Source organism: Burkholderia mycopellens, assembly GCF_964265025.1.
Classification (GTDB): domain Bacteria; phylum Pseudomonadota; class Gammaproteobacteria; order Burkholderiales; family Burkholderiaceae; genus Burkholderia.
The window spans coordinates 1,665,673-1,677,882 of record NZ_OZ183803.1 but is presented as its reverse complement, the minus strand read 5'-3'; the positions used below and the strand labels follow the sequence as shown (position 1 = coordinate 1,677,882).

At 69.1% G+C, this 12,210-nt stretch carries 8 protein-coding genes; 7 read left to right on the top strand and 1 reads right to left on the bottom strand.

The window, feature by feature from the left end; all coding sequences use genetic code 11:
• Positions 1–36: 36 nt before the first annotated feature.
• Positions 37–423 carry a TssQ family T6SS-associated lipoprotein gene (locus tag ACPTTC_RS25820; RefSeq protein WP_226194627.1) on the bottom strand — a complete coding sequence of 129 codons (387 nt, stop codon included), beginning with the start codon at positions 421–423 and terminating at the stop codon, positions 37–39.
• A 628-nt stretch (positions 424–1,051) separates the two neighbouring features.
• On the opposite strand from ACPTTC_RS25820, the gene tssJ reads away from it, so the two are divergent.
• The 7 genes from tssJ (at position 1,052) to tssA (ending at position 12,155) form a co-directional block, all read left to right on the top strand.
• A complete protein-coding gene (gene tssJ, locus ACPTTC_RS25815; protein WP_423394471.1) occupies positions 1,052–1,567 on the top strand; it encodes a type VI secretion system lipoprotein TssJ in 516 nt (171 codons plus the stop codon).
• On the top strand, positions 1,564–2,979 hold the full coding sequence (tssK, locus tag ACPTTC_RS25810; RefSeq protein WP_423394470.1) for a type VI secretion system baseplate subunit TssK: 1,416 nt from the start codon (positions 1,564–1,566) through the stop codon (positions 2,977–2,979). Before tssJ ends, tssK begins: the two co-directional genes overlap by 4 nt.
• 15 nt (positions 2,980–2,994) lie before the next feature.
• Positions 2,995–4,317 (top strand): DotU family type VI secretion system protein, encoded by a 1,323-nt coding sequence (locus ACPTTC_RS25805; protein ID WP_423394469.1) that lies wholly within the window; start codon positions 2,995–2,997, stop codon positions 4,315–4,317.
• 2 nt (positions 4,318–4,319) lie between these two features.
• Complete coding sequence (tssM, locus tag ACPTTC_RS25800; RefSeq protein WP_423394468.1) at positions 4,320–7,952, top strand: type VI secretion system membrane subunit TssM; 3,633 nt, start codon at positions 4,320–4,322, stop codon at positions 7,950–7,952.
• Complete coding sequence (gene tagF / locus ACPTTC_RS25795) at positions 7,934–8,629, top strand: type VI secretion system-associated protein TagF (RefSeq protein WP_423394467.1); 696 nt, start codon at positions 7,934–7,936, stop codon at positions 8,627–8,629. Before tssM ends, tagF begins: the two co-directional genes overlap by 19 nt.
• A 72-nt stretch (positions 8,630–8,701) precedes the next feature.
• On the top strand, positions 8,702–11,047 hold the full coding sequence (locus ACPTTC_RS25790) for a protein kinase domain-containing protein (protein WP_423394466.1): 2,346 nt from the start codon (positions 8,702–8,704) through the stop codon (positions 11,045–11,047).
• Between the two features lie 52 nt (positions 11,048–11,099).
• Positions 11,100–12,155, top strand: a complete 1,056-nt coding sequence (gene tssA, locus ACPTTC_RS25785; RefSeq protein ID WP_423395716.1) for a type VI secretion system protein TssA — start codon at positions 11,100–11,102, stop codon at positions 12,153–12,155.
• Positions 12,156–12,210 lie beyond the last annotated feature (55 nt).

Sequence of the window (12,210 nt, the reverse complement as noted above, 5' to 3'; positions counted from 1 at the left end):
TCGCTCGGTGTAGCGCTCGCGTGGAAACCGGTTCGATCAGGATGACGACGCATGCCTGCGGCGCGCGAATTCGAACGCGGGCCCCCAGATCGGATGCCCCCTCTCGGCAGGGGACAAGTCGAAGCGCGGGTTGAGGTCGAGAATTTTCGAGAACTCGGCGCGGCACGGCGTGATGCGGTTCGTCACGCAATAGCTGAACGCGAGGAGCTTGTGCGCGGCCACCTGCGTGTCGGTGTCGGCGCTGTCGATCTCCTTCGCGTGGCTCAGCAGCGCGATCGTGCGCCCGTAGTCGCCGCTGTCGTACGCGGCGCGTGCACTCTCGACCGTCGCGCGTGCAGCCGACGGTGTCGGGGACGTACCGCACCCGCCGGCCCCCAGCAACCATGCGCCGAGGAAAAGAACGAGCGATGATCGACCTTTCATTATTGAAATTAAATATTGGCGTAATTGGAAGGTGCACACAAGCGCTGTTGGATTCTAGTGCCAATCATCGGCATTGAACCCGCTGTTACGTTTTGTTTCATTTCGCCGATTCGCTTCCACATGAATGCAGAATCGACTACGAATTTCAGTGCTTGTTAAACCGGAAAAACGGCCTATAGTTCGCTGTGTTTTTCGGATTCGTCAGTTGTTTGGTCAGCGCACGTCAATGCCCGAAAAACCAGACCGTCCGTTCGTGCGAAACGAATAGGCTGACACACCACCGGCGTCGCGAGCATCTCTTGCTCGACAGCCGGCCGGCTTGAGCCCCGCGCCCATCCGACAGGTGTCCACGCCATGGAACCGGGCCGCCCACGCGCACCGGTCGGATTAATTTTGCCATTAATTTACCAACATCAATTCAATTGGCCATCGTCTCGCCAAAGCGACTTTCAAACACACTGAATGATATGACCCGGCTTTTTGCAAGAAGAATTTGCCGACAGAAATTGCAATGGATGGATATTCTGGCTACACAATTACCGACTAATTAATTGTCCCTTTTTCAATCAGATCATCCGGTTTGAAAATTGAAAACCGGTGTGTGGCTATTGTGTGGCGAGGGTGGAATATGCAATGGCGGTCGAGCAGTTTCATCGTATGGGGATGCGTGATGCTGTTGCCGGGGTGCGGTGCGACGGAGCGCGCCGCGGCGGTGCCGTATGCGATCACGGTTGACGTTGCGCCGGACGTCAACCCGGACATGAACCGCAAGCCCTCGCCGATCGTGCTGAAGGTGTTCCAGCTCCGCGCGGCGGCGTCGTTCGACAGTGCGGATTTCTTCTCGCTGCAGGACAAGCCGGAAAACGTGCTCGGCGCGGATCTGCTGGGCGCCGACCGTGTGATCCTGCGGCCGGGCGAGTCGCGCACGCTGCACTATCGCGGCAATGTCGAGGCCGGAGCGATCGGCGTGGTCGCCGAATACCGCATGCTCGAAAGGAACCGCTGGCGGCTGACGGTGCCGCTGCCGCGTGCGAAGCAGCTCAATCTCTACAAGTTCTGGCAGACGTCGCCGGGCGAGCTGAAGCTGTCGATCGCCGTGCGTAATGGCGGCATCGCGCTGAACGATGCGAAGGGGCGCCCATGACCGAACCGACGATGTCCGCGACGCCGGTCGCGGCGCTCCGCCAGCGGGTGGTGTGGACCGAGGGGATGTTCCTGCGGCCGCAGCATTTCCAGCAGCTCGAACGGCACTGGGAACGCTACGTCGCGCTGCGCTGCCTGCCGCTGCAAGGCTTCTACTGGGGCTTCGACACGCTGGAGCTCGATCGCGAGCAACTGGCGCTCGGCAAGGTCGCGTTGCGCACCGCGTCGGGCGTGATGCGCGACGGCACGCCGTTCGACCTGTCCCATCCGGACGATCTCCCCGAACCACTCGACGTACCCGCCGATGCGAAGGATCAACTCGTCGTGCTCGCGCTGCCGCTGTGGCGCGGCGGCGGCGAGGAGGTGTCGTTCGGTGCAGGCGCAGGTGCAAATGCAGGTGGCGGCAATGCTTCGAGCGCTGCAAACGGCGGGGCCGATGTCGCGCGATACGTCGTGCGCGAATACGAAGTGGCCGATGCGAACGCGGTCGCGCTCGGCCCCGCGCTGCTGCAGACGGGCCGCCTGAACGTGCGGCTGATGCTCGAAGCCGAGCTGACCGGCGACTGGCATGCACTCGGCGTTGCGCGAATCGTCGAGCGGCGCACCGATGCGCGGCTGCTCGTCGACAACGGCTATATTCCGCCGCGCCTCGTCGCGCAGCACGACGCCGTGCTGCTGGCCTATGCGCGCGAGCTGCACGGGCTGCTCACGCAACGCAGCGAAGCGCTTGCGGAACGGTTGTCCGAGCCCGGGCGCGGCGGCGTGTCGGAAGTCGCGGATTTCCTGCTGCTGCAGCTCGTGAACCGCTATCTCGCGCTGACCTGGCATGCGCAACAACACGTGGCGACGCACCCGGAGACGCTGTTCTGCGACTGGCTCAAGCTCGCGTGCGACCTGAGCACGTTCACGGCGGCCGGCCGGCGCCCGCAGTCGCTCGCGGTCTACGTACACGATGACCTGCGCACGAGCTTCGCGGAGCTGATGACCGAGCTGCGCCGATCGCTGTCGACGGTGCTCGAGCAAAACGCGATCCAGATCGAGCTGCGCGATGCGGGCAACGGCATCCGCGTCGCGACGCTGGCCGACCCGGCGCTGCGCGACACGGCCGGCTTCGTGCTCGCGGTGCGCGCGGACGTGCCGGCCGACAGCTTGCGCGCGCGTTTTCCCGCGCAGGCGAAGCTCGGGCCGGTCGAGCGGATCCGCGATCTCGTGCAGTTGCAGCTGCCGGGCATCACGATGCGCCAGTTGCCGGTCGCGCCACGGCAGATCCCGTATCACGCGGGCCATACGTACTTCGAGATCGACAAGGGCAGCGACCTGTGGAAGCAGCTGGCGCGCTCCGGCGGTCTCGCATTTCATTTCGCCGGTGAATTCCCTGGGCTCTCGATGGAGTTCTGGGCGATACGCGGGTAAGGGCGGGGCGACGCGATGCATTCCACCTCCGATTCGATCTCCCCCGGCGCCGGCGGATTCGTGCCGCCGAATCCGGGCGGCGTGCATCCAGCCGCGGCGGGCGCGGCCGGCCCGACCGCGACGCAGCCGCGCCCCGGACGCTGGGCCGCGAGCGGCACGAATCCGCTCGTCGCGGCCGCGAATCCGTTGCTCAACCTGGTGCCGCAGATCCGCTCGACCGTCCATCACCCGAATCCGGCGTGGCTGCGCGAGCATCTGGTCGTCGAGATCCGGCAATTCGAGACACGTGCGCAGGAAGCCGGCGTGCCGTCGCAAGCGATCATCGGCGCACGCTACTGCCTGTGCACGGCGCTCGACGAGGCAGCCGCGCTGACGCCGTGGGGCGGCAGCGTGTGGTCGTCGCACAGTCTGCTCGTGTCGTTCCACAACGAGACCTGGGGCGGCGAGAAATTCTTCCACCTGCTCGAACGCCTGTCGCAGCAGCCGCGCCAGCATCTCGACCTGCTCGAGCTGCTGTATTTCTGTCTCGCGCTCGGCTTCGAGGGCCGCTATCGCGTGCTCGACAACGGCCACGCGCAGCTCGACGCACTGCGCCGCCAGCTCGCGCAGACGATCCGCTCGGTGCGCGGCGAATTCGAACCCGCGCTGTCGCCGCACTGGCGCGACGTCGTCACGCGCGACGTCGCGCGCCGCGTCGTCGTGCCGCTGTGGGTGTGCGTGGCGCTCGCGCTGCTGATCGGCTTCGGCGTGTTCGTCGGGCTGCGGATCGCGCTCGCCGGGCATTCGGATCGGCTGTTCGCGTCGATCGACGCGCTGCACGTGCCGAAGCTGCAGCCCGCGCAGGCGCCGCCGCGCCCGGCGCCCGCGCCGCGCATCGCGAAGTTCCTGGAACCCGAGATCGCGGCCGGTCTCGTATCGGTGCGCGACGCTGCCGATCGCAGCGTGATCGTGCTGCGCGGCGACGGGTTGTTCAAGTCCGGCTCGACGTCGGTGATCGACCGCTACGTGCCGGTGCTCGCGCGCGTGGCCGATGCGCTGAACAAGGTGCCCGGCAACGTGCGCGTGACCGGCTATACCGACGACACGCCCGTGCATACGGCACGCTTCGCGTCGAACTGGGACCTGTCGCGCGAACGCGCGGAAGCCGTGCGCGGCATGATCGCCGCGCGGCTCGACCATCCGGAACGGCTCGCGGCGGAAGGACGCGGCACGCTCGACCCGGTCGCACCGAACGATTCATCGGCGAACCGCGCGCTGAACCGGCGTGTCGAGATCACGCTGCTGCCGGCGCCCGGCAGCGCCGCCGTCGGCGCGAGCCCCACGCAGGGGGCCAACTGACCATGAACCAGGCTGTCGCGCGTTTCGTCCGGCCGTTGCCGTCGCGGGCGATCTGGACCTTCGCCGGTCTCGTCGTGCTCGCGTGCCTGGTGTGGCTCGCAGGCCCGCTGTTCGCGTTCGCCGAGGTCCGGCCGCTCGAAAGCGGCTGGGCGCGCGGGCTGACGATCGCGGTGCTGTTCATCGCGTGGGGCGCACGCGTCGCGTGGCGCAGCTGGCGCGCCGGCCGCCTCAACGCGCAGTTGCTGAACCAGCTGCGCGAGGCCGCTCCCGGGCCGGCCGCCGCCGGCGATCCGGCGAAAGCGCAGCTCGACGAGTTGCGCAGCCGTTTCGACGAAGCAGCGACGCTGCTGAAGAAGGCGCGCTTCGGACAGGCCGACGCCATACGCAAGGACCTGCCGCGCTGGTTCGACCGGATGTCGCGCCAGTACCTGTATCAGCTGCCGTGGTACGTGTTCATCGGCGCGCCGGGCTCGGGCAAGACCACCGCGCTCGTGAATTCCGGGCTCAGCTTTCCGCTTGCCGAGCAGTTCGGCCGCGCGGCAATTCGCGGCGTGGGCGGCACGCGGCATTGCGACTGGTGGTTCACGAACGACGCGGTGCTGATCGACACGGCCGGCCGCTATACGACGCACGAGGGCAACCGCGCGCTCGACGAGGCCGAGTGGAAAGGCTTCGTCGACCTGTTGAAGAAATACCGCACGCGCCAACCGCTGAACGGCGCGATGCTGACGATCAGCGTCGCCGACCTGCTCGGTGCGTCGGAGGCCGAGCGCACGCAGCACGCGATGGTGCTGCGCAAGCGGCTGCTCGAACTGCGCGTGCAGCTCGGCATTCGCTTTCCCGTGTACCTGCTCGTGACGAAGGCCGACCTGCTCGCGGGCTTCGCCGAGTATTTCAGCAGCTACGGCCGCACGGAATGTGCGCAGGTGTGGGGTTTCACGTTCCCGCTCGCACAAAGCGAGGCGCCGGGTTTCGACCTGCGCGCGGCATTCGACCGCGAATACCGGCTGCTGCACCAGCGGCTGAACGACGGACTGCCCGAACTGCTCGCCGCGCAGACCGATGCGCGCCAGCGCGAAATGACGTACCTGCTGCCGCAGCAGATCGCCGACCTGCAGGACATGCTCGGCCAGTTCGTCGCCGAGGTGTTTTCGGTGTCGAGCTACGAGCCGATGCCGATGCTTCGCGGCGTCTACCTGACGAGCGGCACGCAGGAGGGCACCGCGTTCGATCGCGTGATGAGCGGCATCAAGCGTTTCCTGAAGATCGAGGGCGTGCCGCCGGTCGCGCAGGTCGGCTCGACCGGGCGCAGCTTCTTTCTGAAGTCCCTGCTTCAGGAACACATCTTCCGCGAAGCCGCGCTCGCCGGCAGCGACCTGCGCTGGCACCAGAAGCGGCGCGTGCTGCGGATCGCCGGCTACGTGCTGCTCGCGCTGGCGTGCGTGGCCGTGCTGGTCGCGTGGCTGCGCAGCTATTCGAACAATCGCGCGTATCTCGACCAGATCGCCGCGCGCGTGCCGGCCGTCGATGCGCAGATCGCCGGGGCGAAATTCTCCGATGCGGCGGACGTCGCCCGCCTGCTGCCCGTGCTCGACGCGCTCGGCAACCTCGCGAATGCGGGCGGCACCGACCTGCAGCATCCGCCGCTCGCGTATCGATGGGGGCTGTTCCAGGGTGAGAAGATCGACGAAGCGGTCGACGCCGTGTACCGGCGCGCGCTCGAAGACGTGCTGCTGCCGATCGCCGCGAGCCGGATGGAGGCCGCGCTGCGCGACGCCCGGCCCGACGAGACCGAATACGCGTATGCGGCGCTGAAGGCGTATCTGATGCTGTACGACAGCGCGCACTACGATCCCGCGTTCGTGCAGGCCGTCGTCGACCTCGAAATGGAACGCGCGCTGCCGCCCGATTTCTCGCCGGCCGAACGCACCGCGCTGCGTGCGCATCTCGCCGCGCTGTTCGGCAACCGTGTCGCGGTGTCGCCGTATCCGATGAACGAGCGGCTCGTGGCCGACGTGCGCGACCGGCTGCGGCAGGCGCCGTTCTCGCAGCGGCTGTACCGGCAACTCACGCTCACGCTGCGGCCGGCCACCTCCGCGTTCGACTTCAGCGTCGCGCGGGCGGTCGGTCCCGACGCTTCGCTGGTGTTCCGCCGCCAGAGCGGCAAGCCGCTGTCGGAAGGCGTGCCGGGGCTCTATACGCGCAACGGCTATCGCAACGTGTTCGCGCCGCGCCTGGCCGGCGAGGTCGACGCCTACGGGCGCGAGGAAGTGTGGGTGCTGAACCTCGGGCTGTCCGAGATTCCGGGGCCGACCGACGCGGCCGCGTGGGCGCGCGATATTCGCCAGCTGTACCTGAACGACTACCTGAAGATCTGGGACGACTATCTCGCCGACATCAAGCTGCAACGCACCGCGACGCTCGCGCAGAGCATCCAGGTGGCGCGCGCGCTGTCGGCCGCCGATTCGCCGCTCACGCGGCTGATGGTCGCGCTCGCGCGCGACACGGCGCTCGGCGATGCGCCGGGTGGGGCCCGCACTCTCGCGGGCCGCGCGCAGGACAAGGTCGACGAGGCGCGCAGCTCGCTGTCGCAGATCTTCGCGGGCCAGGGAAGCAATTCGAGCGCGAGCGCGTCCGCGGCGGCGCCCGCGAGCGCCGAGCAGATCGTCGACAGCCACTTCGCCGGGCTGCGCGCGTTCGCGCCGGGCAGCGGCGACCAGGCCCAGGCGTTCAATGACGTGCTGAAGTCGATCGACGCGCTGTACACGTACCTCACCGCCACCGACGACGCACTGAGGAGCGGCGCGCAACCGCCGCCGTCCGACGCGCCCGCCAAGCTGCGCGCCCAGGCCGGCCGCTTGCCGACACCGTTCCGCGAAGTGCTCGACGACCTGTCGAACGTCGCGAACGGCAGCGTCGCGACCGTCGAGCAGCGCAGCGTCGCGACGCGGGCCGGTGCGAACGTCGGCGACTTCTGCCGGCAGGCGATCGCGGGCCGCTATCCGTTCGCGCGCGGATCGTCGCGCGACGTCGCGCCGGCGGATTTCGCGCAGATGTTCGCCCCCGGCGGCCTGATGGACGACTTCTTCCAGAAGAACCTGCAGTCGATCGTCGATACGACGTCGCATCCGTGGCGCTTCGCGAACCGCAATGCGGACGCCGATCCGTCGGCCGCCGCGATGCTTTCTTCGTTCGAGAAGGCGGCGGTGATTCGCGACGTCTACTTCGGCGGCGGTGCGCGCACCGAGCAGCTGAAGGTGCAGATCCAGCCGCTCGAAATGGACCCGTCGATCACGGAGATGGTGCTCGACGTCGACGGGCAGATCGTCCGCTACGCGCACGGCCCGCTCGTGCAGAGCGCGGTGGACTGGCCGGGCCCGCGCGGCAGCAACCAGGTGCGGCTGCAGGTGTCCGGGCAGGCCGGCGCGACCGACGGCTTCACGACCGACGGGCCATGGGCGCTGCATCGGCTGTTCGACCGCGCGGGCGTGTCGGCCGGGCGCGGCTCGGACCAGATGATTGCGCGGTTCACGGTCGACGGCAAACCGATCGTGCTGCAAGTGAATGCGGGCAGTGTCCGCAACCCGTTCAGGCTGCCCCAGATGGAGTCCTTTACATGCCCTCCGAAGCCATGAGCCCGACACCGCCGTTCACGCGTACCGACGGCGATGCGCCGGCCTGGTACGGGAAGATTCCCGGCGCCGGCGACTTCGTGAACAGCCGGCTGCCGCATGCGCTCGCGCTGTGGTGGGAACGCTGGCTCCAGCAGGGAATGGCCGCGATGCGCCAGCAGGGCGCGGGCGAGATCGAGCGCCACTACACGGTCGCGCCGGTCTGGAATTTCCTGATTCCGGCGGGCGCCGGCGCGTCGTGCGTGCAGCCGGGCTGCCTCGCGCCGAGCTGCGATCGCGTGGGGCGCTATTACCCGGTGATCGTCACGCTGCCGATGCGCGCGGCCGATTACTGGAACGCATTGCCGGACGTTGCCGACACGTTCTATTGGCAGGTCGGCCAGGCGCTGCTCGACGCGATCCGCCATGCACGCGCGCCGGGCGACCTCGAGCAGATGCTGGAGCGCGTGCGGCTCACACCGGGCGACGACACGTACGCCGACCTCGTCGCCGGCATGCCGGCGCCGCCGCCGCAACGGCCGGCACCGGCCGCGTGGCCGGGGCTGTCCGGTTACTTCGATCCGCACGGCGGCACCAGCTTCTGGTGGACCAACCGCGCGGACGGATCGCCGCTGCGCACGCATGCGCATACGGGCACGCCCGACAACGCGCTGTTCCTGACGCTGTTCGGCGGCGGCTAGCGGCCCGGCCGACGGACGGCGGGCCGCCGGGCGCGGCGGGCGGAAAGGACGCAGTTTCGAGAGGTGGTGGAGATGAAGGACGCAGGATCGAGAGACAACGAGCACGACACGGCGACACGCGGCGACGCATCCGAATTCACGGTGCGGCCGCTGCCGCTCGGCCATCGCCTGGGCGAATTGCAGCTCGACGAGGTGCTGGGCATCGGCGGTTTCGGGATCGTCTATCGCGCGTTCGACCGCACGTTGCGGCGCGCGGTCGCGATCAAGGAGTACATGCCGTCGATGCTGGCCACGCGCGGCGGCGACTATACGGTGTCGCTGCGCTCCGAGCGGTTCGCGCAGGCCTTCGACGCCGGGCGCGGCGCGTTCCTCAACGAAGCGCGCCTGCTCGCGCAGTTCGATCATCCGGGGCTCGTCAAGGTCCTGCATTTCTGGGAAAGCCACGGCACCGCGTACATGGTGATGCCGTTCTACGAAGGGCGCACGCTCAAGCAACTGCTCGACGGCGGGATGCGGATCAGCGAGACGCAGTTGCGCAATATCGTCGGCGCGCTGCTCGGTGCGCTCGACACGCTGCATCGCGCGCAGTGCTTCCATCGCGACGTCGCGCTCGACAACGTGCTGATCCGCCCGAACGGCAGCGCGATCCTGCTCGACTTCGGCGCGGCGCGCAAACGGATCGGCGATCTGGTCGACGACGGCGCGATGATGATCAAGCCCGGCTACGCGCCGATCGAGCAGTACACCGACGATCCCGCGTTCAGCCAGGGGCCTTGGACGGATCTCTATGCGCTCGGCGCGGTGATGCACGCGATGATCACCGGCGAACTCCCGCCCGCGGCCGTCGTGCGTAGCATCCAGGACACGTACCGCCCGCTCGCGTCGCGCGAACTGCCGGCCGGCGAGGTGTACAGCCCGGCATTTCTCGCGGCGGTCGATCATGCGCTGCAGTTGCGGATTCCGGATCGGCCGGAGTCGGTTGCCGCGTTCGCGGTCGAGCTCGGGTTGCGGGACTTCGGGACGGGTGGCGGATATGGCGCGGCGGTCGCGCCGCCCGTGAGCGATGCGGGCACGAGCTGGGAAGGGAAGCGTGAAGCGTCTGCCGGGCTCGGCACTGCACCGGCTGCCGCCACGGCGTCGGTTGGCGCGGGCGGGACCGCCTCGGGCAACGCTGCGCCGGATGAGCGGGCGCCGACGCCTGCTGGAGCGGACCCGCTGTCCACGCCTACGAACACGGCATCCGCGTCGTCTGGCATGTCCGGCGCCAAGCCGGTGGCCGATGATGCGCCATCGACGTCCAAAGCGGCCGCAGAAGGCGCGGCGATTGCGGCTGCGAGCAAGTTCGCGGCGTCCGAATCGCATGCGTCCAGGCCGGCTGCGAAACCGGCTGAATCCGACGCACCGCTCGGAAACGTCCAACGAGAGAAAGAACCGCCCGCTGCAAGCGCCGACACACAGGGCGAAGCCAGTACACGATCCGCAAGGACTGCCCCGGACATCGGCGTGCATGGTGCGGCAGGTTCGGGCAATGCAAACGCGTCAGCGGCCGCCGGCGCCGCCGGCCCGGCCGCCCCGCGTCCCGCCGCATCGGCATCGTCACCGGGCGGCGCAGCCATGCCTGCCGGTGCCCAACGCGGCCAGGCACGCACCGGAACGCGCAACCGCCGTCTGCCTGTCTACGTCGGCAGCGCGTTCGTCGCACTGATCGCCGTCGGCCTCGCCGCGACCTATCTGTCGCGTCCCGCCCGCGTCGCCGACGAGCCCGCGCCCGTCGCGAGCCAGCCGCAGGCCGGCACGTCCCCGCCCGCGAGCATGCCGGCTACCGCGCTGGCCCAGCAGGGGCCGACACCGGCCGTCGTGCCGCCGTCCAGCCTGCCGGCCGGATCGTCCGCGCAGGTTCCGCCGCCCCCCGTCGCGGCGGCGCAGGCCAGCGCGCCTGCCGTCGAGGCCGCCGCGGCCGCGCCACAGGTTGCAACCACCGTGACGAACCCGGCCCCGTCGCAAGCGGGTTCCGGTTCCGCCATCGCACCCGCCGGCAGCCTCGATGCGTCGGAGCGTGTCGTCACCGTGCCGCCGTCGGAAGCGGCCGCGATACCGGCGACTGCGCCAACCCGGACGCCGAAACCACCGCCGGAAACCGACACCGCGGTCGCCACCGTGAACGTGCTGCCTGCCGAGCGACAGCCGCGTCCGCCGAAGGTGCAGGAAACCGTGCAGGTGCGTTTCAACGTGCGTCCCTGGGGTGACATCTACGTGAACGGCGCGCGGCGTGGCGCGAGCCCGCCGCTACGTTCGGTATCGCTGACGCCGGGCGTCTACGTGATCGAGATCCGCAACGGCTCGCTGCCGCCGTTGCACCGCACCGTGGCGATCGACTTCGGCAGCAAACCGGTCAACATCGACTATGCATTCGAATGACGTCAGCCAGGCGGCGCTGGCCGCCGCCGCATTGTCCACGGCGCCGCCCGGCATGCCGGCGACACCGCGCGCCGGCCTGATCGGCCAGCTGCTCGCGGATGTCGCGCCCGATGCGCCGTGCGGCGCGAACCTCGAATACGACGCCGAGTTCCTGCAACTGCAGGCGCAAGCGACGCCGCGCGCCGAGCAGCAATACGGCGACACCGTGATCCCGGCCGAGGCGCCCGACTGGCGCGCGGTCGAGCGGCTCGCGCTCGCGCTGTCCGCGCGCACGAAGGATCTGCGCGTCATCGCCTGTCTCGCGCGAAGCTGGACCGAGCAGCACGGCATTCCCGGCTATGCGGATGCGCTCGCGCTCGTCGCCAACCTGCTCGAACGCCGCTGGGACGACCTGCATCCGCGGCTCGACGCGGACGGCGAACCGGACCCGACGCTGCGGATGAACGCGCTCGCCGAGGTGGCCGGCGCGCATGACTGCGCGCGCGCGGCGCGCCGCCAGCCGCTGTTCGACGGCGGGCCGAGCGTGCGCGACGCCGAACGGCTGCTCGACGGCCGCGACGACACCGGCGGCCCCGTGGCCGGCAGCCGCGACGGCCTGCTGGCTGCGCTGTCGGCCGCGCGCGGCGACGGCACGACGCCGCTCGACGCGGCGCGCGCGGCACTACATGCGCTGGATGCGATCCGCGTATGTGTGACGGACAAGCTGGGCCGCGAATGGGCGCCCGACGAAGGCGATGCGGAGAAGGCGCTGCAGCGGATCGTGCGAGAAGTGCCGCTGCCCGAGCCGCAAACGGCCTCACCCGACATGCAGCCGGCCACGGCCGGCGACGCCTCACAGGCCGGCCCCGCAGCAACGACAACCGCACCCGCGGGGATACCGAACGCCCACGCATGGCGCGACGCCGAGGTCACGAGCCGCGACGACGTGCGCATCGGTCTCGACAAGATGTGCCGCTATTTCGAGCAGCACGAGCCGAGCCATCCGGCGCCGCTGCTGCTGCGGCGTGCGCAGCGGCTGCTCGCGCTCGACTTCTACGAAATCATCCGCGATCTCGCGCCGGAGAGCCTGCCGAAGCTGGACCTGCTGAGCGGCGAGAGGAGCGAATGAAACGAACCAAAGCCGCCGCCATGCGGGCGGCGACGACGGACTGCGCAACCTGATC